At 48.6% G+C, this 23,756-nt stretch carries 22 protein-coding genes; 18 read left to right on the top strand and 4 right to left on the bottom strand.

Annotation, left to right across the window (positions count from 1 at the left end):
* Position 1: 1 nt before the first annotated feature.
* The gene (locus MKY59_RS22520) at positions 2-364 is read right to left on the bottom strand and encodes a DUF3221 domain-containing protein (RefSeq protein ID WP_339273884.1); all 363 of its coding nucleotides are present in this window, start codon (positions 362-364) and stop codon (positions 2-4) included.
* 462 nt (positions 365-826) lie between these two features.
* On the opposite strand from MKY59_RS22520, the gene MKY59_RS22515 reads away from it, so the two are divergent.
* Positions 827-1,669: a helix-turn-helix transcriptional regulator gene (locus MKY59_RS22515; RefSeq protein WP_339273883.1), complete on the top strand. Its 843-nt coding sequence runs from the start codon at positions 827-829 to the stop codon at positions 1,667-1,669.
* Positions 1,670-1,733: 64 nt separating this feature from the next.
* Positions 1,734-2,111 carry a VOC family protein gene (locus MKY59_RS22510; protein ID WP_339273882.1) on the top strand — a complete coding sequence of 126 codons (378 nt, stop codon included), beginning with the start codon at positions 1,734-1,736 and terminating at the stop codon, positions 2,109-2,111.
* Between the two features lie 200 nt (positions 2,112-2,311).
* Here the strand turns inward: MKY59_RS22510 and MKY59_RS22505 are convergent, their stop codons facing one another.
* Positions 2,312-3,100 (bottom strand): DeoR/GlpR family DNA-binding transcription regulator, encoded by a 789-nt coding sequence (locus MKY59_RS22505; RefSeq protein ID WP_339273881.1) that lies wholly within the window; start codon positions 3,098-3,100, stop codon positions 2,312-2,314.
* A gap of 331 nt (positions 3,101-3,431) precedes the next feature.
* Between MKY59_RS22505 and MKY59_RS22500 the strand changes: the two genes are divergently transcribed.
* Together MKY59_RS22500 and MKY59_RS22495 are read left to right on the top strand one after the other, a co-directional pair.
* Positions 3,432-4,061: a copper amine oxidase N-terminal domain-containing protein gene (locus MKY59_RS22500; protein ID WP_339273880.1), complete on the top strand. Its 630-nt coding sequence runs from the start codon at positions 3,432-3,434 to the stop codon at positions 4,059-4,061.
* 88 nt (positions 4,062-4,149) lie between these two features.
* A complete protein-coding gene (locus tag MKY59_RS22495) occupies positions 4,150-6,189 on the top strand; it encodes a copper amine oxidase N-terminal domain-containing protein (RefSeq protein WP_339273879.1) in 2,040 nt (679 codons plus the stop codon).
* Positions 6,190-6,302: 113 nt separating this feature from the next.
* On the opposite strand, the gene MKY59_RS22490 is transcribed toward MKY59_RS22495, so the two are convergent.
* Positions 6,303-6,605 (bottom strand): hypothetical protein, encoded by a 303-nt coding sequence (locus tag MKY59_RS22490; RefSeq protein ID WP_236421295.1) that lies wholly within the window; start codon positions 6,603-6,605, stop codon positions 6,303-6,305.
* Between the two features lie 471 nt (positions 6,606-7,076).
* Between MKY59_RS22490 and MKY59_RS22485 the strand changes: the two genes are divergently transcribed.
* From MKY59_RS22485 to holA, 3 genes are all read left to right on the top strand, one after another.
* A complete protein-coding gene (locus MKY59_RS22485; protein ID WP_236421296.1) occupies positions 7,077-7,625 on the top strand; it encodes a sigma-70 family RNA polymerase sigma factor in 549 nt (182 codons plus the stop codon).
* Positions 7,622-8,896 (top strand): zf-HC2 domain-containing protein, encoded by a 1,275-nt coding sequence (locus MKY59_RS22480; protein WP_339273878.1) that lies wholly within the window; start codon positions 7,622-7,624, stop codon positions 8,894-8,896. Before MKY59_RS22485 ends, MKY59_RS22480 begins: the two co-directional genes overlap by 4 nt.
* A 263-nt stretch (positions 8,897-9,159) precedes the next feature.
* Positions 9,160-10,176 (top strand): DNA polymerase III subunit delta, encoded by a 1,017-nt coding sequence (gene holA / locus MKY59_RS22475; protein ID WP_339273877.1) that lies wholly within the window; start codon positions 9,160-9,162, stop codon positions 10,174-10,176.
* An 88-nt stretch (positions 10,177-10,264) separates the two neighbouring features.
* On the opposite strand, the gene rpsT is transcribed toward holA, so the two are convergent.
* Positions 10,265-10,537 carry a 30S ribosomal protein S20 gene (gene rpsT / locus MKY59_RS22470; protein WP_236416732.1) on the bottom strand — a complete coding sequence of 91 codons (273 nt, stop codon included), beginning with the start codon at positions 10,535-10,537 and terminating at the stop codon, positions 10,265-10,267.
* Positions 10,538-10,713: 176 nt separating this feature from the next.
* Here rpsT and gpr point away from each other — a divergent pair, with 176 nt between their 5' ends.
* The 11 genes from gpr to MKY59_RS22415 all read left to right on the top strand — a co-directional run bounded on the left by gpr (position 10,714) and on the right by MKY59_RS22415 (position 23,722).
* Positions 10,714-11,718 carry a GPR endopeptidase gene (gene gpr, locus MKY59_RS22465; protein WP_236416731.1) on the top strand — a complete coding sequence of 335 codons (1,005 nt, stop codon included), beginning with the start codon at positions 10,714-10,716 and terminating at the stop codon, positions 11,716-11,718.
* Positions 11,719-11,945: 227 nt separating this feature from the next.
* On the top strand, positions 11,946-13,253 hold the full coding sequence (locus tag MKY59_RS22460; RefSeq protein ID WP_339273876.1) for a stage II sporulation protein P: 1,308 nt from the start codon (positions 11,946-11,948) through the stop codon (positions 13,251-13,253).
* A gap of 34 nt (positions 13,254-13,287) precedes the next feature.
* Entirely contained in the window at positions 13,288-13,659 is a 372-nt protein-coding gene (locus MKY59_RS22455) for a hypothetical protein (protein ID WP_339273875.1), read from the top strand.
* A gap of 152 nt (positions 13,660-13,811) precedes the next feature.
* Positions 13,812-15,626, top strand: coding sequence for a translation elongation factor 4 (lepA, locus tag MKY59_RS22450; protein WP_236416727.1), 1,815 nt, complete (start codon positions 13,812-13,814; stop codon positions 15,624-15,626).
* Between the two features lie 218 nt (positions 15,627-15,844).
* Entirely contained in the window at positions 15,845-17,029 is a 1,185-nt protein-coding gene (hemW, locus tag MKY59_RS22445) for a radical SAM family heme chaperone HemW (RefSeq protein ID WP_339273874.1), read from the top strand.
* A gap of 124 nt (positions 17,030-17,153) precedes the next feature.
* Complete coding sequence (locus tag MKY59_RS22440; RefSeq protein WP_236416724.1) at positions 17,154-17,627, top strand: N-acetyltransferase; 474 nt, start codon at positions 17,154-17,156, stop codon at positions 17,625-17,627.
* A 629-nt stretch (positions 17,628-18,256) separates the two neighbouring features.
* Complete coding sequence (gene hrcA / locus MKY59_RS22435; protein ID WP_339273873.1) at positions 18,257-19,288, top strand: heat-inducible transcriptional repressor HrcA; 1,032 nt, start codon at positions 18,257-18,259, stop codon at positions 19,286-19,288.
* A 51-nt stretch (positions 19,289-19,339) separates the two neighbouring features.
* Positions 19,340-19,918, top strand: coding sequence for a nucleotide exchange factor GrpE (gene grpE, locus MKY59_RS22430; protein ID WP_236416720.1), 579 nt, complete (start codon positions 19,340-19,342; stop codon positions 19,916-19,918).
* A 152-nt stretch (positions 19,919-20,070) separates the two neighbouring features.
* A complete protein-coding gene (dnaK, locus tag MKY59_RS22425; protein WP_236416718.1) occupies positions 20,071-21,909 on the top strand; it encodes a molecular chaperone DnaK in 1,839 nt (612 codons plus the stop codon).
* Between the two features lie 139 nt (positions 21,910-22,048).
* Entirely contained in the window at positions 22,049-23,164 is a 1,116-nt protein-coding gene (dnaJ, locus tag MKY59_RS22420; protein ID WP_236416716.1) for a molecular chaperone DnaJ, read from the top strand.
* Positions 23,165-23,353: 189 nt separating this feature from the next.
* On the top strand, positions 23,354-23,722 hold the full coding sequence (locus tag MKY59_RS22415) for a hypothetical protein (protein ID WP_236416714.1): 369 nt from the start codon (positions 23,354-23,356) through the stop codon (positions 23,720-23,722).
* Positions 23,723-23,756 lie beyond the last annotated feature (34 nt).

Genomic DNA, 23,756 nt, shown 5'->3' with positions numbered 1-23,756 from the left:
CTTATTCATTGATTTTTTCAATATTCACAACCGTCCTAATGGGTGGCAAGGATTCTTGTTGGTTAAAGTCAGCAGTGATATTTACTCTTTGCCCTACATCAATTGATTCATAAGCCTCTTTATCGACAAAATAATACGAGGCTTCCGGTTGGTCTTGTGCTAGTTCTATAAAAAGTTCAAGATTACCTTTCTCTAAATCTTTCTTACTTATATTTTGAAGAACAAGAAATTTGTACTTGTCATCTTCATCTGTTTTAAATACTACAGTTCCCTCGTAAACTGGATAATGCTCTTTCTCATCCTTGTTAAAACAGCCAGGAAGTATAATCATACTGATTAAGATGAACAGCATTACTTTTTTCATAATGAACCTCCTATGTTGTTAAACTGGCAAAAAAAGCGGCGATCCCAACGGAAGGCCACGGAAACTACTGCGCGAGCGACGTATGTTTCCTGAGCGATATCTACGCAATAACAAGGTGAGATGGAGAGATATTTTCAATACGTTGATTTTGCTTGTCCTGAGCTTTAAACTACATAAAGCAACCTTCTGGGTGGGCTTTTTGACGTAATGACCTTATGTGTAACCCCATCGTCTCGAGGCCTCATTATTTATTCAAACCCCCAGTTATATTCGGTTTACAGGATTTCTCACGGGTAACGATATTTCAAAAATATTACGTCCACAGTCGTCCAGAAGTTCGGCTTTCATTCCCATTATGCTAACAATTGGAACTATATAAACTGCAAAAAAAGCGCTCGCAGTGCACTAGTGGGATTTGTTATTGCGGTTTATATGGTTAAACTTGATTAAGGAGGGATTGAGATGACTCATTCATTCCATCCCGTTCATTCTCCCAAATTGCAACCGGAGCTGCAACAGCCATGGTATAATTTCCGGGAATATCCATCTAATCCTCGCTTGGAATCACATGTGGCTTCTTTTTGGACCATGGATTTTCGTCCTGTTCCAGGCAAACCTTCGCATCGAGTTATACCGGATGGCTGTATCGATATTGTCGTGGATCTTCTTTCTCCATCCAGCCGAAAGGCTGCCTATATTGTGGGTCTTACAACTCGATCAGAAGTGCTGCAGTTCTCTGAAGCTCGATCATTATTTGGCATTCGGATATATTCAGAATCAGCTCGTTCTATTCTAAAGATACCTCTTTCGGCGTTTACGGGACAGCGTATCTACTTGGAAGATGTTTTGGGTTTCAAAGAAATGTACTGGGTAGAAGAGATACTATCAGCCACTACGATCTCCGAAATTGTTGCGGTTGCCGAGTATCATTTGGTCCGAATGCTGGCGGATAGCGATATAGCAATGAACCCACTTGTGTATGAAAGCTTGCAGATTATTTATGGCCGAAAAGGGAATTTATCCGTAACGAATTTGGCCAATCAAGTCCACTTTAGTGAACGACATCTTAGAAGGGTATTTAATCAGGAGCTGGGCTTAGGTCCGAAGGAGATGCTTGGGATAATCCGATTTCAAAGCACACTGCAGGATTTTTTTCGGGGGGGTTATTCCAGTTTAGCGGATCTTGCGCTCAAATACGGCTATTACGATGAGTCCCATTTTGCCAACACATTTAAGCAATATTATGGCTTGTCTCTTAGAAGCTTGATAAGTAAGAAACGAAGGAGTCCGATTTTTCCTATTTGACAGTCTATAAGATCAATACAATGGAGGTGAGATTTATCATACCAATGGATAGGAGTTGTGAAGCATGGCAGTGAAGTTAAAAAGATTATCGATTTACGTCAAAGAGATGAAGAAGTCCCTGGATTTTTATCGGGCATTGGGCTTGGAAATACCGGAAAAGGCAAATGAAGAACATCATTTCGAAGTACCATACAACGATATTATTCTTTCCTTTGATACTTGGGAATCGGCGCAGACGATTCTAGGCGACCAGCCGAAGCCGGCCGGTTATCGAATGGAGATCGCTTTTCAGTTTGACAGTAAGGAAGCGCTGGATGAATCGTATAGCCGATTGACAGTACAAGGATATGAAGGGCATTTTGAACCAAACGATACCCCTTGGGGCGAGCGTTATGCGATCATAAAGGACCCTGACGGCAATTTGATCAGTTTGGTCGCTTGATTCTGTTTAAAATTACGGCAGCCGCACACAAAGGTTGGCTGCCGTTTTCTCAGTTAACGGGTAGTTTTGTTCAATAACCAGTTGGGATGAGGAGAATGAATGGTTTCATAGCGATCATAATCCGTTATAATGAAAAAGGAGCTGCTAAGCAGCAACTCCTTAGAAGAAGGGGATAGATCATCCGGGCCAATGGATATGATCTATTCCTTTTTTAATAGGGATTCCTCGGTCACTCTTGCAATACAAACCTTGACACCTTTATTTTCAATTTCTGCGATGGCTTCAATGCTAGCTTCTTCATCCGTTATCAGAAGGTCAATGTCAGTAATTGGACCTTCTTTTGCAAAGAAATCAATTCCCAATTTTTCGTGAGGGGCCAGACAAATCTTTCTCCTGGATATTTCAACAGCTGCTCTACCCAACATTGCTACTTCAGGAGTGGCTGTACTTACACCATTTTTAGAAATTCCACCTCCAGTAACAAAACAAATATCTAAAGTGAATTGTCTCAAAAATTCGTTTGCTAAGGCATCCGTTATGCTGCCGGAACTTTTTACTTTACCGCCGATAAGGTAAACATCTGTTGTTTTACGATCTTTCAATGTATCTGCGACCTTAATTGAATTGGTTACAACGGTAAAAGGGATTTCAGGAAGATACTTGAGCATGCCATAGTGGATCCCAGCACTGCCTATAAAGACGGTATCTTTCTCCTGAATGAAGGATGCGGCCAATTTAGAAATTGCATTTTGATGTGGCGCTCCATCCTGGTAACGTAATTCAGGTGGGAGAGGAGTGCTGCGAACTTTAGAACTTGGAATTGCTCCGCCATGTGTACGTTTTAGAAGACCCTTCTCCTCCATAATTGTAAGATCTCTTCTAATTGAATCGATGGATAATTCAAACATATCAGCCAGTTCCTTGGCAAGAACACGCCCGTTTTTTTGAAGCAGCTCCAGAATTTTGTCCCGACGTTCATCAGAGAACAATAAAATCGCCTCCTAATGGAAATTATCACCAAGTGATGGTTCGATTATATTCATGTTTGTGCTGTTTTGTCAACCATTTGTATTCGTGTTTCTTCCGCTTTGTTCATGTTTCGTGCGCATTTCATTACTTTCTTTTTTGTCAGACATTTAAAGCATACAGGGAGCTTTTGGCTGCTCAAAACATAGAGTTTCCTGAGGCTTATTTCAATACAATGTATGCCATCGCTTCGCGCTATCTCGGACATTTCTTAATGGAAGGAATATATTTCTTCATCATATATTTGTATGTTATGATTCATAGGAAAATAGAACCAGTAGGAGAGTGTTTAAAATGAACAAAAGGGTACTCGTTACTTCCGTATTGTCTCTATTCCTTTTATCCAGTGCAACAAGTGCATTTGCTCATCCCGGGCGAACAGATTCCAATGGAGGTCATACGTGTTGGACAAATTGTGCCAAATGGGGATTGGAGTACGGGGAATATCATTATCATAATGGTGGTAGTTCTTCTTCAAGTACTAAATCATCCAGTGGTTCTTCATCCAGCAGTTCTTCTTCATCTACAAAAAAAACTACACCAACAAAACCGAAAGAAACTAAACCTCAGTATACGCAATCTTCTTTAGTAGTATATGTTAATGATCAAAAAATTAATTTCGCCAATAAGCCGGTAGAATATCAAGGAAGTAATTTGCTTCCATTACGAGACATTGCAGAAGCATTGGATGCAGCGTTTACATACGATCCGGATCGTGCAACGATAGGTCTAACCAAAGATAAATTCAAGGTAACACTCACTCTTGGGAGCAAAACCGTATTTTATAACGGCAAATCTGCTTCATTAAGTGCAGCTCCAAAAGTGATAAACGGAATTACGTACATTCCAGTACAATCCATTAAAGGATTAGGAGCAGCCCTTGAATTAAATTCGAGTAAAAACACATTAAATATTGAAATATAAATTTAATAGAATTAGATATTTGCCGAATGTTTAGAAGGTTTATAACCAGCATGTCTTTCATCACACAGAAGCAGAGGGGATACGAACAATGGATAACGTTCAGGACAAAGAGAGTAGGAGATGGGAAGGGCCCAATGGGTTCAAGATTGGAGAAATAATGCGATATCTTCCGTTATGGTTCATGGTTATTCTGATGGCAAGCATCGTCGTAGTACCTATGAAAGTAAATGCGGCTTCGGGAAACGGAACGAATTCTATTGTCTCTCTTGTTGACCGGAATACCTATCTCATGAATGACGGGACGGTGTGGTCCAAGGATTCAACGGAAGGCATATGGACCCAAACGACGGATGTGGCAGGTGTGTCTGCTGCGCAAGGCAGTCTTTTCGGATGGACGACAGACGGACGCGTTTATTATTGGGAAGGAAACAGGGATGAAAAACCGGTAATCACTCAGTATAACGGACTAGTTAAGGTATACGGCAATGGTGTGGCTTTGTTGAAGGATGGGACACTTCGCGATTATAAGGGGGAGACCATTAAAGGGCTGGAATCCGTCATTGATGTAGGTACATATCTGGGATCCAGCTACCATTCTTACGGCGCTTTAACATCCAATGGTGATGTGTATTACATTGCTGACCAACGGAATATCTCCAGAAAGATGGGGAATGTACCCGGAGGAAAGCAGATTGCGACAAGTAGTGCATATGCGGCCGTACTTAGGGAAGATAATTCGGTCGTTGTGGTCGACATGATGGTCCAGGAACAGCCGATTGAAGTGACGGATCATGTGAAATCTGTGATCTGGTTGAATTCCGGTATGTTTTTGGCAGTCAAAGACGACGGAAGCGTATGGAGCTATGAGCGGGGGCATCGTCGACCTGTTACTTACGAGGGTAAACAGCTCCAGGGATTGAGTGGGGTCGAGAAACTGGAGTATTCCGTTGATCTGGAAGAACTTTATGTACAGCATACTGACGGTTCATGGGGGATTTATAAAGATGGAACACTGCAGCCCTTGAACGGACCGACACTGAAAAAAGTGACGTTGGCAGCTTCGGCCAAAGAGGCGAGCGTTGGGGATATCCTTGCCCTTTCGGTGGAGGAATTATATTCAAACGGGTACAAAACGAAGCGTCAACCCAATAGCGGGGAGATTACGGTAGAAAAACCGCAAGTCGCTGTCTACAAAGGTGAAGGACAGTTGCAAGTCAAGGGGGCTGGAAGTACCCGGATTACATTTAAAAAAGGTGAGCTGGATTCCAGCGTTCAATTGAATGCGGGCATTCAACAAAACTTGATAGGCTCTTCCATGGTCAATGGAAGTATCTATCTACCGGTTCAGTCCGTGTTCAAGGCACTTGGCGCAACGGTGCAAGTAAAGGGAACAAACTTCATGATTCAATGGGGTGATGATGAACTGTTGCTTCAAAAAGGAAGCCAGGATGCAAAATGGAACGGCAAGACCCTCAAACTAAAAGGGAAACTGCAAACCATAAATGGACAAACGGTCTTTCCTGCAGCGCTCCTTTCTCAGATTTCCGGTGTGAAAGTTCAATGGGAAACAGAATTCAAGCGTGCCAAGTTGATCGTGGGAGCCTCCGTGATTAGCGTGGATTCTGCGGAGACAGCCAAATTGGTCAAACAAAAAGAGCTGGGCGGTCTTGCCCGTTTGCTTGGTAAATCATATTGGATTAATTACTATCCAGAACTTGGCCAACGATTCAGTAAAGTAACGATTTCGGATATTCGGATGGAGACGGATCCCTCGGGGATCAAGAATTATACAATCATCTTTAAAAATGCTAAAGGCAAAATGTTATCCGTGTATGGGGGGAACAAAAGCTCAGATGTAACGGATTGGCTGAACGAAGAGGATCTTTTCTTGTCTTATAATCCATATCAAAAATACAAATGGTCCCAAGCTATGTGGAACAACATAATTGCTGGTAAAGTTGCAATCGGCATGAATACAACGCAAGCCCGCCTGGCTTGGGGAGAGCCGCGAAGCATCTCGCAAGAGATGAGTAAACAAGGCAAGATCGAAGTTTGGATGTACATCGACTCGCTTGAGAATATCCGAGCCCTTACGTTTGTTGGAGGCAAGCTCTTTAGTTACTATTAATACCATCCACTAAATCATCTAAAATAGTTGAACATAAAAGAACCGCCTGATGGCTTTTCCGTAAGGAAGCTCCTCAAGCGGTTTTTTTTAGCATTCAAAGAGGAACTAAATCATTATTCAACGCCGTCCTTGAAATGTTTGGTCCAATGTTTATCACCTTTGTGGAGAATGTCTTCCACGGTTTTTTCCAGCGTCTTCAGCAGCTGTTCCCGGACATCGATCACGGTGTCATGATACAGGCGTTCTTCCGACCCGACGATTTTTTCGCCGTATAATGCCTGTGCAGCCGTATATTTACGATGTTCTTCGACCAATGTGTCCAAGGATTGCATCGCATGTTCCACAAAATGGGTGATGCTTTGATACTCCTTAGGGAGCTGTTCTTTTAATAATTGGATTTTTGCTTGAGCAGGCATGCTCATCACCTCGCGTTATGAATGTAAATTTACAATACACTATTTTCATGAAAATTACATTAAAAACGGCTGAAAATTTGTACAATTTTTGACTTTTATATTTTTTGAGCACGGAAAGCATCGCAATTATAATTTATGTTATTGCATTCGAATTAAGTCGTGTAAGTACTGGATATGACTTTTGAAAGCGCTTGGTGACGCATTATGCAATTTCTGTTATTCTAAGATAAGTTTCTGCGGCTTTACGATACATACGCCGTTATTTTGTTGTGGAAGCATGTCTGCATGCATACGAAACGGCTGCTCCCGGCTGGGGTAGAAAGGCGCGAGATCCATCTCGTCATCTTGTACCCGTATCCATTCGGGATCGAATCATGCAGCGTGCGGTTTGCAAAATAAAAAAAATCTTAACTTTGCAACAATTTTATTGATGGTCACGTCTGTAAGGTTGCAGGGAGAGGGGGATCCTTTGTGGTAGAGCCGGAACTCATCAGAGCCGCTCAATCGGGCGATCGCGACGCTCTAATTACCCTATTGCGGAATATTGAACAGCATGTATACCGAACCGCATACTACATTCTAAATAATGAACAGGATGCGATGGATGCCGCACAGGAGGCATTAATCCGAATTTATACCAAAATTAACTCATACGAGGAAAAGGCACAATTCAAAACATGGGTACAACGCATCGTTACGAATATTTGCATCGACAAGTTCCGGAGGGCCAAGCCGTCGGTGTCCATCGAGGAACATGAGATGGTGTTCCAGGACAATCAGAACGTGGAATCGGAAGTCATGTCGACCTATGTGGCCAAGGATATTCAGGATGCGATCAACAAGCTTCCCGAGCATCATCGCACCGTGATCGTTCTAAGATATTTGCAGGACTTGTCATATAACGAAATTGCGGATTGCCTCGACCTTCCGCTCAATACGGTCAAATCCTATTTGTTCCGTGCAAGGCAGCAATTGCAGAATCTATTACAGGAGTATCAGAAGGGTGGTGTGACAGGATGAAATGCGATGAGGTGGTGGAATGGATGCACCGGTATCTGGATCATGATCTGGGAGAGGCGGAAACCGAGCAATTGCTGCAGCATGTAGCCACATGTCCGGATTGCGCCGAAAATTTTAGTTTGCTCAGAGCTCTATCCAGAGAACTGGAGGATTTGCCGCAAGTGACCCCGAAATTCAGCTTGGTGGATGCCATTATGCCACAGCTGGATGCCATTGATGAAGCAAGGAAAGAACAAAGCAGCACGATACAGGAAATGAGTCCTGTCCCTGCTGCAACCGAAAGTCTGCAACGGTCCGGCGAACGCAAGCCGAAGCAGCAATGGTTAAATACCATGGTAGGGCGCATGTCCGTGGGAGCCGCGGCGGCTGTTGTCGTTTTGGGCTTTGCCATCTGGGGATATCAGCCTGAAAAGCTTGAAAATGCCGATGTAATGATGATGAGCAGCGGTGGATCAGCGGAAAGCCAGGCCTCGGATCCAAATGCGCTCAGCACCGACGTCAACGGTAATGATACGTCTGCAGCCAAGCGGCATGAAAGCGATGCTGTAAATTCCGGCGAGACACGGCTGGCCCCTGAAACGTCGGAAAACCCGGAAGCCCAGGACAGTGCCGGGGAGCAGGAGAAACTGCCTGTTTCGGAACCGGATTCGACCGAAGGACCAACGGAGTCGACATCTGAACCAACGACAAGCCAGGATCAAACTTCGAAGGATGCGCCGTCAAGCACGAACCAGGCTGATTCACCCCAAAGCTCGGTCGGCGAAGCCTCTCCCGGCGTAGAGCAGAAAACGGAAAGTTCCGATTCGGCTTTGCCGCCGGCGACTCCGGATGAAACGGAATCGGCTGCGAACAGTGTGGATCCCGAGAACTTTGCGACCGATAGCGAGACGCCTGAGATGAAAGAAGGAGACGTCCAAAAAGGGATCACGGCTCCCGAGGTTCAGGACGGAACCAAAGCGTCCGACGGAGCGATGGGACTGGTTGGACCGAATCAAGGGATTGCTTCCACATCTGTTCCCAAAGAATGGAGTTCCCCGGATGGAGCATACACGGTTATGCAGACTGACAATCAATTGAGCCTGTATGCCCGGTCGGCGGATGATCCGGCCGCATTGAACCTGGTGGAGCAACGGGAGTTGGAAGGCACGCTGACATCAGCGGGCTGGACGTCGGATGGAACAACATTTAATTACTCGACAGAACAGAACGGGACGACCGTCAAGAAATATTTCGCCGTATCCCCCGCATCGGGAGAAACTTCCGCGAAATGAATGGAAGGTGACAAGCCTTTTCTAGCAAAATGGCTGAACGTTTTGAGTCTGCCTGCAGTATACTGAAAGTAACATAACGTCCTAATTCAGTTGACATAACTGACGTCGTATGACCGCTTCGCTGACCGTTTCTAGGACGGTCGTCGTCAGCGTTTATATAGATGTAGGACCAGGGACCTTCATTCGCGCGCGGATGGAGGTCCCTTTGTTGTTCGGTCGATTTTCTGGTAGGATAAAGGGGATGATAAGGAGGCACCGTGAGAATGGATGTAAAGAGTGCGGCGAAAGCCATACGCAATGGGGATACCGCCCCTGTATACGTGCTGTATGGGTCGGAGAAATATCAAATACAGCAATTTGCGGATTTGCTAAAAGAAACGATCATTGAAGAAGAGCATCGCGATTTTGCGGTCGTTCCCTATGACCTTTCCGAAACGCCGATTGAAGTGGTGGTGGAAGAAGCGGAGACGGTACCTTTTCTCGTGCCTCGAAAATTGATTTTTGTACGGGATGCGCATTTGCTTGCGGCCGGCAAGGATTCCAAAATCGAACACCACGTCGATCGTTTGCTGGCATACATGGACAATCCTGCCGAATATAGCACCATCGTGTTTCTCGTTCAGGCAGACAAGTTGGATGAGCGGAAAAAGCTGGTGAAAGCGGCGAAAAAACAGGCGGTCGTGCTTGCTTTTGCCCCGCTTAGCGGAGATGAGCTGCTGAACTGGATTGTGAAGCTGGCGAAGCAGAACGAGGTAGCTTTCGAGCAGGGAGCGGCAGATACGCTTGTAAGTTATGCCGGCACAAGCCTGCAGACCTTATCCGCCGAAGTAGACAAGCTTTGTCTTTTTGCAGGCAAAGGCGGGACGATCACGCGCGCAGACATTGAACGTTTGGTGGCCCGCAGCACGGAACAAAACGTGTTTGCCTTGGTAGAGGAGCTTGCCAACCTGCGTTTGGAAAAGGCGCTGGCGCTATTCTACGAGCTGCTGAAGCAGCGGGAAGAGCCGATCAAAATCGCCGCGCTGATTGCCCGCCAATTTCGGATCATGATCCAAGTCAAGGAGCTTGGGCAGCAAAGCTACTCTCAACAGCAGATTGCGAGCCAGCTCGGCTTGCATCCATATGCTGTCAAAATTGCCGGGGAGCAGGCGCGGAAATTCCAGACCGAGCGTTTGCGGCTTATATTGAGCCACCTCGGGGAACTGGATTATCAGATGAAGACGGGCGCGATTGACAAAGTGCTGGGGCTTGAAATGTTTTTGCTGAGACTTGGGGCGTAGATGCGCCCCTTTTTTCGGTTGAATGCTAAAAAATCCTGAAAGCATAAGCTGTTCAGGATTTTCCAATGCATCGTATAAGTAACGCTTATTACGCTTGTGCGGAAAGAGCGTTCAGTTTTTTAGCCAAGCGGGACTTTTTGCGAGCAGCTGCATTTTTATGAATCAGACCTTTAGTTACAGCCTTATCCAGCTTTTTGGAAGCAGCTTGAATCGCAGCTTTTGCAGTTTCAACTTCTGTGCTTACCAGAGCAGCATCGGCAGCTTTAACAGCTGTACGGAGTGCGGACTTTTGGGAAGCGTTGAGTGCACGGCGCTTGTCGCTAGTTTTTACGCGTTTAACAGCGGATTTGATGTTTGGCATTACATTCACCTCCTGTAAGGCATATCGCATGAATACAAACGTTTCACAACTTAAAATATTCTAGCATGCTAACATGTAAATTGCAACAAATATTCCTTTTTCGTTCCGTGGCATTGCATAAAGCCCTTCTTTTTCCCACACAATATGTTCAAATGCGGTAAGGGAGGCAGGAATACATGACATTGGATTTGCGAAAGTACGCGGTTCGTACCGACCTTGCGATCGAATCGAGGGAGATGGTTCAACATGCCGAGCCAAACACGGGTATTCCCGGTTTGCAAGAAGACGTGGAGGAAAAGGACGGCATCACGATTACGCGGATCGATGTTCTGAACGAAGCGGCATCGCAGAAAATCGGGCGGGTCAAAGGGCATTACGTCACGCTTGAGGTACCGTCGCTGCGCAATGGCGACACCGAATTGCAGGAACGTGTGGCAGCGGCATTCACGCGTGAAATGGAGGATTTCTTGACCAAGGCCGGGATCAACAAAACGTCCAAGGTGTTGGTGGTAGGGCTTGGCAACCTGAACGTAACGCCCGATGCGCTCGGTCCGCTGGTGGTAGAGAACCTGATGGTGACCCGCCAATATTTCGAACTTATGCCGGATCAGGTTGCTCCCGGTTATCGCGAGGTTAGCGCAATCGCTCCCGGCGTGCTGGGCACAACAGGCATCGAGTCGAGCGACATCGTACAGGGTATCGTGGAACGCACAAAGCCGGATGCCATCATCGCGATCGATTCGCTCGCTTCCCGTTCCCTTGAACGCGTCAACACAACGATTCAAGTGGCGGATATCGGCATTCACCCCGGTTCGGGCATCGGCAACAAACGGCGCGGGTTGACGCGTGAAATTTTGGGCGTGCCGTGTATTGCAATCGGCGTTCCCACGGTTTGTTATGCCTCCACCATCGTGAACAACGCCATCGAGATGATGCGCTCCCATTTTCGCCAGGAAACGGAGCAGACGAAACAAATCATGGGAATGCTTGACGAAATCAGCGAGAATGATCGCCTTAGCTTGGTAAAAGAGGTGCTGGAGCCCCTGGGCCATGATTTGATCGTGACGCCGAAGGAAATCGATGAATTTATCGAGGACATCGCGAACATTGTCGCGACGGGCTTGAATGCTGCGCTTCATGAAGCGGTAAAGGCCGAAAATGTAGCAGCATATACGCATTAAGCTTAATTGGTCATATCAAAAAATATGGAATTTCGCAAAGAGAGCATCCGAATCTATCGGGTCTCTCTTTTTTGGCGTTTCTTTTTTTAGCTGCGTGGAGGTTTTGGTCCGTTCGGCTTATCTCACAGAAATTCTGGGGGAAATCTTCTTCTTTTTGTTCTAGCAAACCGGACAGGCTCATAGAGTTGAAATATAAGAGTTGTCCAGCAGGGAAGGAGACAGAAGCGATGAACAAAATCATATCGTGGAATATCGGAAAATGGAAAAAAAGATGCCTGCATGTGCTGGCCATGGGTCGGACATTGCTGCTGCTGATGATCATTTCGGCGTTATTCTTCGTCATTCTTGGACTTGGGGGCATGGCCGAAAAACGATTGAATAATTCTCCGGTGGCTTCGATGAAAGGGTTCGCAAGTGCCGTTTCCAGTCATTTTTTTCTTGATATGTTAGGCATGGAGATGCCCCATTTAAAGGGGGATGACCAGCAGTCCGCGTTTTCAGGCGAAAATTTGACGAACTTTGTGTTTCAAATGTTGACGAACGTAAATCCGCAGGACCCTAAAAGCTTGATCGCCAGGGAAATGCCTGGCATGGGCGCCAATCAGCCTGTACTGCTGAGGCACGGATCGGGAAACGAACGTGCGGAGGCGCCGGAGGATTATCAACCCGATCCGGGCGTTACCGATTCGGCTTCGGCAGATGGCGAGGAACCCGATGCCGGTTTGCACGAGCCGCCGGAACAGGACAATACTTCTCCTTCACAGGAAGCTCCGGGCAAGGGGGAGGCTGGGAACGACCCGCCTGTCAGCGATGGAGGGAAACATAATGGAGGCAAACAGGGAGGCCAAGCATCGAAACCGGAGAAAAAATCCATTCTCGTTTATCACTCTCACCCTCGGGAGGGCTACAATCCGTTGCTTGGCACCAAAAGCGACAATCCTTCTTCGGCGAAGCCGACGGGAAATGTTTTTCAAGTGGGAACCTATTTGGCTGACAGTCTGGAGAAGCTGGGCGTCGGCGTGGAGCATGCTAAGGATGACTACCCTTCTGTCGTAAAGGACTACAACTGGAATTATTCTTATAAATATTCACGGCAGACTGTAAAAGCTGCGCTGGCCCAAAACGATGACTTGACATATCTGATCGACATCCACCGGGACTCGCAGCGCCACAGCAAAACGACGACGACGATTGATGGAGTCGGTTATGCCAAGGTGTATTTCATCATCGGGCACGAAAATCCAAATTGGCGCAAGAACGAAGCCTTTGCGGCCAGAATCCATAAAAAACTGGAGGCGAAGTATCCCGGCGTTTCCCGCGGCGTATGGGGCAAGGATGGCGGCGGTGCCAATAACGGCGAATACAACCAGACGCTGTCTCCCCACAGCATCCTGATCGAGATCGGCGGGATCGACAATACGGCCAAAGAACTGGAGAGCACGTCCAAGGTGCTCGCGGACATGATCGCCGAGGTCTATTGGGAAGACCAACAGGTGGATAAAGCGAGTGCCGGAACCAAATCTAAAGGAAGTTGATGACGCAAGTCTTTAAAATAAGGGGGCGTAGGGTGTGTCCAGATTCGGAAAAAGGTTGCTGTCCATCGTTGTGCTTATGCTGATCGGCATTCTTCTCGGCATGCAGTTAGCCGGGGGAGGGTTGCAGATCAATACGACTCCATCGCAGAACACATCAACGGTCGCCGGCACAGAGCCGGCGGTACCGGCGACTCGACTGGAGCCTGAACAGCCCGCCCAGCCCGAACAACAGGAGGTGAACGAGCGGTCGTTCGTGCCTGTCCAGACGCCAAGTCAGGTTCTGGGTGCAGAACAGGACAAAGCTACGGTGGACGTGCTCGCCGAGAAAACGGCGGGATTGCTGCAGAACTTGTCTCATAGCGGAATCAAGTGGGTCGTTTCCTTGTTCAGCGGTGTAGCCGAATAGAAACCCTTACCCTCATGGGACACTAGGAAGGAACCGGGGGAGCCTCCTAATCATCTCCTGAATGTCAAAGTTGAGGCAAAGCGGGATTGATGCTCCCTTCATCTACTGGTATAATGAAGCGATTGACACTAGGCTGTTTCTGGGGGTAAGGAATGACTGACATTCGGGAAAGACAACGTAAAATTCGCAACTTTTCAATTATTGCACATATAGATCACGGGAAATCGACATTGGCGGACCGGATCTTGGAGTACACGGGTGCTCTCACCTCGCGGGAAATGCAGGAGCAGGTGCTCGACCAGATGGATCTCGAACGTGAACGCGGAATTACGATTAAATTGCAGGCAGTCGCCCTGTCTTACAAGGCAGACGACGGCGAAGAATACCTGCTCAACTTGATCGATACACCGGGACACGTCGATTTCACGTATGAGGTTTCTCGAAGCCTTGCGGCATGCGAAGGCGCATTGCTTGTGGTGGACGCTGCTCAGGGGATTGAAGCGCAGACGCTGGCCAACGTGTACTTGGCCCTCGACAACAATCTGGAGATTTTGCCGGTGATCAACAAAATCGACCTTCCGAGCGCCGATCCCGACCGGGTGAAGCAGGAAGTCGAGGACGTGATCGGCCTTGATGCGAGCGAAGCCGTACTGGCCTCGGCCAAAGCGGGCATCGGCATCAAAGAGATTCTGGAACAGGTCGTGCAGAAGGTTCCCGCGCCGTCAGGCGATCCGGACGAGCCTTTGAAAGCATTGATTTTCGACTCTCACTATGATCCGTACAAAGGCGTTATCGTATATGTGCGCGTCATTGACGGCAAAATCAAATCCGGTTCCAAAATCAAAATGATGGCTACGGGCAAATCCTTTGAGGTTATCGAGGTTGGAGCCTTCAAACCACGCATGACGATCGTCGACGAGCTGAACGTGGGCGACGTTGGCTTCATCGTGGCAGGTATTCGCCATGTCGGCGATACACGCGTCGGTGACACGGTGACGGATGCCAAAAATCCTACGGCCGAACCGCTGCCGGGTTACCGCAAAATCAATCCGATGGTATACTGCGGTCTGTACCCGATCGAAACGTCGGATTACACCGATCTGCGCGAAGCGCTGGAAAAATTGCAGCTGAACGATGCTTCGCTCAGCTTCGAACCGGAAACTTCAAGCGCGCTTGGATTCGGGTTCCGTTGCGGATTCCTTGGATTGCTGCATATGGACGTTATTCAGGAGCGGATTGAACGGGAATTCAACATTCCTTTGATCACAACCGCGCCAAGCGTTATCTATCACGTGACACTAACGAATGGCGAAGTTCTCAAAATCGATAACCCGTCCAACTATCCAGAGGTGGGAAGAATCGATTATGTCGAGGAGCCTTACGTGAAAGCATCCATTATTGTGCCCAACGATTATGTAGGTACAATTATGGAACTGTGCCAAAACAAACGCGGCGAGTACATTAACATGGAATACCTTGACAGCAACCGCGTAACGATTACGTATGACATTCCGTTGTCCGAAATCGTATACGATTTCTTTGATCAATTGAAATCCAGCACCAAAGGATATGCATCCTTCGATTATGAGCTGTCCGGCTACCGCCAGTCCAACCTGGTCAAAATGGACATTCTGCTCAACGGAGAGCAAGTCGATGCATTGTCCTTCATCGTTCACCGCGATCGTGCATACAACCGCGGTCGCATTATCTGCGAGAAGCTGCGCGAGCTGATTCCGCGCCAGATGTTCGAGGTGCCGATCCAGGCATCGGTCGGAACGAAGGTCGTTGCCCGCGAAACGGTGAAGGCGATGCGCAAAAACGTGCTTGCCAAATGTTACGGCGGCGACATCTCGCGGAAACGGAAACTGCTTGAGAAGCAGAAGGAAGGTAAGAAGCGGATGAAGCAGGTGGGTAACGTGGAGGTGCCGCAGGAAGCGTTTATGGCGGTGCTGAAAATCGATGAGTAACACTCTAATTCGGGGTACAGCACGGATGTGTGTACCTGAATTAGATTAGTAACAATTCAATTTTGGGTACAACACGGCTGTGTGTATCCAAATTGAATTAAAGAATTCAGGGTACAACACGGCTGTGTGTATCCGTACGACCAACATTCAGTATGAATATGACTGAGCTGAAGGGGAAGCCGAAAGGCTTTCCTTTTTCAAATAGAGGAGGACTCGCCATGACCTTGGCAGCACATACACGGAACGCAGGCGCGCCTCAAGCGGTATACCTGCATATTCCGTTTTGCACCAACAAATGTTTTTACTGTGATTTCAATTCCTACGTCCTGAAGGACCAGCCCGTCATGGATTATTTGCATGCACTCGAGCGGGAGATGGAATATACCGTCAAAGCCACGCCGCCCGGAGAGATCAAAACGATCTTTGTAGGCGGGGGGACGCCAACCGTGCTCAAGCCGGACGAAATGGCCTTTTTCCTGAAGTCTGTCAAAACGTATTTCCCGAATTGGGCGGAGGACATCGAATTTTCCATGGAGGCCAACCCGGGAACAACGGATGCCGAGAAGCTGGCCGTCATGAAAGAAGGCGGCGTGAATCGCGTCAGCTTTGGCGTTCAAGCGTTCCAGAACGATTTGTTGACAGGCATCGGCCGGATTCACAACACGGATGACGTGTACCGCAGTCTCGAAAACGCGCGCGCCGCAGGGCTGCACAATCTGTCCATCGACCTGATGTTCGGTCTCCCGAACCAGACGGTGGAAATGCTGAACGAGAGCATTGACCGGGCGCTGGAGCTCCATTTGCCGCACTACTCGATCTACAGCCTGAAAGTGGAAGAGAATACGTTGTTCCACACGCTGTATCAAAAAAACCAGCTGCCGCTGCCGCATGAAGATGATGAATTGCAAATGTATCTGTTGTTGATGAAACGGATGAAGGAAGCCGGCTACGTGCAATACGAAATCAGCAACTTTGCGAAACCCGGCTTCGAAAGCCGGCATAACAAAACATACTGGCGCAACGAAGATTATTATGGCCTCGGAGCGGGGGCGCATGGTTACGTTGGCCGTCAGCGTCATATGAATATCAAAGGCATCAACCCGTATGTGGAGGCTGCCAAAACAGGCTTGCCCCGTCTGGATCATGCAGAGATCAGTCGCGAGGAAGCGATGGAGGATTTCCTGATGGTGGGGCTGAGAATGCTGGAAGGGGCGTCTGCATCGCGTTTTCAAGAGCAATTCGGCATACCAATGGAAGAAGTGTTTGCCATACAGTTAACCAAATTGCTGAATGCCGGGCTGCTTGAACGGACGGAAGACGGCTTCCGTCTGAGCGAGCAGGGAATTTTGTTCGGCAACGATGTTTTTGCCGAATTTATAGGCTCGATTTCTCTGAATTCGTAGTTGAAATTGTATACGCTCTGTTGTATATTTATTCATATTGATTTTACAGGGCGTGTAATTTTCGTCATTGACAACTACGGAGTTAGCTTTCATTCGGAAGGCTGCAATAGGAGGAGAGAGCAGGATGTCGGCAGTGTGCAGAAAGGCCGTACCGGAAGACGTTGAGCCATTATATCAAATGATAAAGGGATATGCCGAGCGCGGCATTATGCTGCCGCGCTCGCGCGAAGTGCTGCATAGACAACTGGAACATTTCGTCGTTGCCGAAGTGCATGGCGAGGTTGTTGGTTGTGGTTCCCTTTGCAAATTGGGCGAAGATTTGGTAGAGGTCAGGTCGCTTGGTATATCCGAAGGCCATAAAGGGATGGGGATCGGTTCCCTGCTGCTGGACAGACTGGTCGAAGAGGCTCGCAGACAACGCATTCCGAAAGTCATGGCATTGACGTACGAAGTGTCGTTTTTCGAGAAGAATGGGTTTGTTATCGTGGATAAAGAGATTTTTCCCGAAAAGGTGTGGACGGACTGCATTCATTGCAGCAAACAGGACTGCTGCGACGAGATTGCGGTAGTGAAAGAACTGGATTTCATGTCCGCATAAATAGAAAGATTATGTTTTTTAAGAACATTGCCTTACACAACAATGAAAAGAATCGCATGGCGGGAAACGGTGCATTCCGGATCTGTGCGGTTCTTTTTGTTGCAACGTCTTGCGGCGCTGCGGTCGTTGATGATCGTAAATCAATAATGTGCGCAGCTTTCAGCTCTCGGCAAACGCTTAGTGCCAAGGGAGACTTTATTAAGGGAATAGGACCTGGTGCAGTGAGTTTCTATGTATGGGGGGCGGGGCTTCCTTAGCACTGAGCGATGGAACTGGATGAAGAGCTTGTATTAAGGAATGATGGCAGCACGCCTGTATAAACATGCATAAGAAATAAATGAGGCCATTTTTCATGAATTTCCGACGAGGATATGCCGATATTAAGGATGAACGCATTATTTCGAAATCCTTTGCAGCCGTCAGAGTTTGAAATGCATATCTTGTAAAGATCATGTTCGAGATGGTTATCTTTCGGCAATAATCGTCTACACTATATATAAGGGATGGACATATAAACCGACTTGACAATGCTAACGCCTGTTTGGTATTTTTGTAGTACCGCTTAGCACTCGTCTAACCGGAGTGCTAACGACATGGGACAGTACAGTCAGAAGGAGGGAATACTCACCATGTTAACCGAGCGTCAACGAATGATACTGAACGCCATAGTGGATGATTATATCCGCTCTGCTGAACCCGTAGGGTCCCGCAGCATTTCCAAAAGAGGCGACGTCGGATATAGTCCGGCGACCATCCGCAATGAGATGGCAGACCTTGAAGAAATGGGATTTTTGGAGCAGCCGCATACATCGGCAGGCCGCATTCCTTCACATAAAGGCTATCGATATTACGTCGATCATCTTGTGCCATGGAATCAGGTGAATCCGGGGGAACTGGATGATCTCAAATCGTTTTTCGCGGAAAAGCTGAACGCCATGGAACAGGTCATCCAGCATGCTTCGGTCATTTTGTCTCACATGACGAATTATACGTCGATCATGCTCGGTCCCGAGGTGTTCCATACTTCGCTGCGCCATTTTCAGCTGCTGCCGCTTACTGACAGTACGGCCGTAGCCATTATCGTGACAAACACCGGACAGGTAGAGAACAAAACCGTTCAGATCCCGCCTGAAATTTCGGTGTCCGAAATGGAGAAAGTGGTGAATCTGCTCAACAGCAAGCTGGTCGGCGTGCCGATCTACAAGTTGAAATCCCGACTGTATTCGGAGCTGGGGCAGGAATTGGAACGGCACATTTCAAGATACGAAGAAGTGATGCAGGTACTGAACAGTGCGTTCGACAACGAACATGACAATCGGTTGTTCCTTAGCGGAGCGACCAATATGCTGACTCAGCCTGAGTTCAAGGATGTCGAGAAAGTGAAGGATATTCTTGATCTGCTTGATGAAACGCCGACACTCATGAAGTTGATGATGCCAGTGCCGGGCGGATCGGGGATTCAGGTCCGGATCGGCACCGAAAACGATCATGAGGCATTCGCGAATTGCAGTTTGATTACGGCAAGTTATTGCTTGGACGGAGAAGCATTGGGTTCCATAGGCATATTAGGGCCGACGCGAATGGATTATGCACGCGTCATTCATATATTGCATGCATTATCTACGGATTTGACGGCTATGCTGACGCATCGGTTTAAATAAGGCTGATGCGGCAGCGATGGCTGCGTTCATTATTTTAAGGAGGTGAACATCTTGAAAGAGGAACAATCATTCGCAGCAGAAGAGCAGCAGGAACAAACAGCAACGGTTGAAGAAGAGCAGGAGCTCGTCAATGAAGCAGGCGCTGCTGAAGCGCAGGCAGACGAGATGGCAGAACAGGAGCAAGGTGAGCTTGCCCGTTTGAAAGCGGAAGCCGAAGAAAGCCAGACACGTTTGCTGCGTGCACAGGCTGATTTCGACAACTTCCGTCGCCGTACGCAAAAGGAGAAAGAGGAGCTGGGCAAATACGCTTCGATGAAGCTGGTTACGGAACTGATACCGGTTATCGATAACTTCGAGCGTGCCATGGCGACCGTGCCTGAAGGCCCGGAAACCGAATCTTTTGCCAAAGGCATTCAAATGATCTTCCGCCAGCTCGAAACCGTTCTGGGCAATGAAGGTCTGACTGCGATGGAAACGGTTGGACAACCGTTCAATCCCGAATTCCACCAAGCGATCATGCAGGTGGAGAGCGACGAGCACGAAGAAGGAATCGTTGTCGAGGAAGTCCAAAAAGGGTACATGTTGAAAGATAAGGTTCTTCGTCCGGCCATGGTCAAAGTCAGCTCATAATTCCGGAAGGAACCGAGCAGGCTGATGAAAGAGCAGGTACTCTGGCGAAGCTTCATATAGAATGACATAATACACATAGAGCAGCGGCACGAACCGGATTGTGCCATACAAATGGCAAGTCCATAACCAATGTTGAGGGAGGAAATTTTCCGATGAGCAAAGTAATCGGTATCGACTTAGGAACAACCAACTCTTGCGTAGCGGTAATGGAAGGCGGCGAAGCCGTCGTTATCCCTAACCCGGAAGGCGCGCGCACGACACCATCCGTTGTCGGCTTCAAAAAAGACGGGGAGCGCGTTGTCGGTGAAACGGCAAAACGCCAGGCGATCACCAACCCGGACCGCACGATCATTTCCATTAAACGTCATATGGGTACTTCCCACAAGGAAAACATTGACGGCAAAGACTACTCGCCGCAAGAAATTTCGGCAATCATCCTGCAAAAGCTGAAAGCTGATGCAGAAGCATATCTCGGCCAAAGCGTATCCCAAGCGGTAATTACCGTACCGGCTTACTTCAACGACAGCCAACGTCAAGCAACCAAAGACGCAGGTAAAATCGCCGGCCTTGAAGTGCTGCGGATCGTCAACGAGCCGACGGCTGCTGCATTGGCATACGGTTTGGAAAAAGCCGAAGATCAAACGATCCTCGTTTATGACCTTGGCGGCGGTACATTCGACGTATCCATCCTTGAACTGGGCGACGGATTCTTCGAAGTTAAAGCGACGAGCGGCGACAACCAACTGGGTGGCGACGACTTCGACCAAGTGATCATCGACTATCTCGTGAGCGAGTTCAAAAAAGATCAAGGTATTGACCTGAGCAAAGATAAAGCAGCCGTGCAACGTCTGAAAGACGCTGCGGAGAAAGCGAAAAAAGAGCTTTCCGGCGTATTGACTACAACCATTTCTCTGCCATTCATCACTGTTGCTGACGGCGTTCCTCAGCACTTGGAGCTCAACCTGTCCCGCGCGAAATTCGAAGAATTGTCCGCAGGTTTGGTAGAGCGCACGCTTGGACCAACTCGCCAAGCATTGAGCGATGCAGGCATGACAGCTAACGATATCGACAAAATCGTACTCGTTGGTGGTTCCACGCGTATTCCTGCCGTTCAGGAAGCGATCAAAAAGCTGACAGGCAAAGAGCCGCACAAAGGCGTTAACCCGGATGAGGTTGTAGCGCTGGGTGCTGCCGTTCAAGCCGGCGTATTGACTGGCGACGTAAAAGACGTGGTATTGCTTGACGTGACTCCACTGTCCCTCGGTATCGAGACCGCAGGCGGCGTATTCACAAAAATGATCGAGCGCAACACAACGATCCCTACAAGCAAATCCCAAGTGTTCTCCACATATGCAGACAATCAGCCTAGCGTTGAGATTCACGTCCTGCAAGGTGAGCGCGAAATGGCTGCAGGCAACAAAACGCTGGGACGTTTCATGCTCGGAGACATTCCTCCAGCACCGCGCGGCGTACCGCAAATCGAAGTTACTTTTGACATCGATGCGAACGGGATCGTCAACGTGTCTGCAACAGACAAAGGAACGAACAAAACGCAAAAAATCACCATCACTTCTTCCAGCGGCCTGAGCGATGCCGAAGTGGAACAAATGATGAAGGATGCCGAGCTGCATGCCGAAGAGGACAGAAAACGCAAAGAGCTGGTTGAGGCGAAAAACAACGCGGATCAGCTGATCTACTCTGTGGACAAAACGATCAAAGATCTCGGCGAAAAAGCAGATGCAGGCGAAGTCGAAAAAGCAAATGCCGCGAAAGAAAAACTGCAGGGCGTGCTTGCTTCCGACAACCTGGAAGATATCAAAGCGGCTACCGAGGAATTGACCGAAATCGTGCAGCAACTGTCCGTAAAACTGTATGAGCAGGCCCAAGCTCAAGCTCAGGCAGAACAAGGCGGCGCGGAGCAAGCGGGTTCCGCTAAACGCGACAACGTCGTGGATGCCGATTACGAAGTTGTGGACGAAGACAAAAAATAACACCAATTCACGAATAAGGATTGGACATTGAAACATCGGTGACGTTCGGATCAAAGGGAAAGTCATAGCCGGGGCTCCCGTGCTTTGGCTTTCCTTTTGTCACGATGTACGGTATGGTGTATGACATGGGGGTGGAAGAGTGGCTGAAAAGCGTGATTATTATGAGGTGCTCGGCGTCAGCAAAAACGCAAACGACGACGAGATCAAAAAGGCGTATCGCAAGCTGGCGCGTCAGTATCACCCTGACGTAAACAAAGCGCCGGATGCGGAAGCCAAATTCAAGGAAGTCAAAGAAGCTTACGATGTCATCAGCGATAGTCAGAAGCGTGCCCAATATGACCAATTTGGCCATATAGACCCGAATCAAGGCGGATTTGGCGGAGCCGATTTCGGCGGCGGCGGTTTCGGTGACATCTTTGATATGTTCTTTGGCGGTGGCGGCAGACGCGATCCGAATGCGCCGCAGCGGGGGAACGACCTGCAATACACAATGACGATCGAATTCAAGGAAGCGGTGTTCGGCAAGGAAACCGACATTACCATTCCGCGCACCGAAAGCTGCGATACCTGTCATGGTTCCGGAGCGAAACCTGGAACAAGACCGGAAACGTGTTCCGTCTGCCACGGCAGCGGCCAGCAGGAAGTCGTGCAGAATACGCCGTTTGGGCGCATGGTCAACCGCCGTGCCTGCTCCAACTGCAGCGGTACCGGCCAAATCATCAAGGAAAAATGCTCGACATGCAGCGGCAGCGGCAAAGTCCGCAAGCAGCGCCAAATCCATGTGCGCATTCCGGCGGGTGTGGATGACGGTGCCCAGCTGCGCATGACAGGCGAAGGCGAAGGCGGGTTACGCGGGGGTCCTGCAGGAGATTTGTATATCGTCATTCGCGTGAAATCGCATGACTTCTTCGAGCGCGAAGGTGATGATATTTACTGCGAAGTTCCGCTTACTTTTGCCCAGGCAGCACTGGGAGACGAGATCGAAATCCCTACGCTCACGGAAAAAGTGAAGCTCAAAATACCCGCAGGTACACAAACGGGCACCTATTTCCGCTTGAAAGGAAAAGGGGTTCCGCGCCTTCGCGGCATGGGACAGGGCGACCAGCATGTGAAGGTGGTCGTCGTTACGCCTAGCAAGCTGAGCGAGGAACAGAAAGACCTGCTGCGCCAATTCGGCGCTTTGAGCGGAGAACAGACGCATGAGCATGAGCAATCGTTCTTCGACCGGGTGAAACGGGCGTTCCGCGGCGATTGAGCTGCATGAACGTTTCTGAATCGTCAACATATGATATACAACAGAAGGCATCGCGTCCCAATCGGCGCGGTGCTTTTTTTATGGCCAAAGTTCTGCATATTTACGGGAGGGTTGCGGAAGGATAGCAGACGAGACAAGTTTGACGTGGGGTATCCCTCGCGTAGAGATTTCAGGAAGCAGGTGAAACGGATGACCGAGAAAAACATTTTGGCGTATTTTCACAGCCCCGAACAAGCGGAAGGCGCGGCCAAAAAGCTGCAAGCGCTGCGCGTGGAAGATATGTCCATCGATCGCTTCAGTCGTTACGCCGGCGATGGACCCAGTGGGGCTTCATATACCCCTGGCGTCACTGGCAGTTTTTCATCCTGGGTGCCGGACACGATGGGGACCAATTCCTCATCCGGCATTCTGGCCGCGGCCGACCCATCGGCCAGCGGCATGAGCGATGGCGGTCAGGGCGGTCCGACGGGCAGGGATATCCTGCTTACTGTCGTTGTGGACGAAAATTTGCATCACCGTGCAATGTCCATTATTGAACAAGCGGGCGGAATGATTTGACGCACCAATCCTAATCCGTACATCAAGGAGGCAT

The sequence above is a fragment of the Paenibacillus sp. FSL W8-0426 genome (genome assembly GCF_037969725.1).
Classification (GTDB): Bacteria; Bacillota; Bacilli; order Paenibacillales; family Paenibacillaceae; genus Paenibacillus; species Paenibacillus hubeiensis.
Note: the sequence above shows the minus strand (reverse complement) of the source record. Positions and strands in the feature narration are given on the sequence as shown.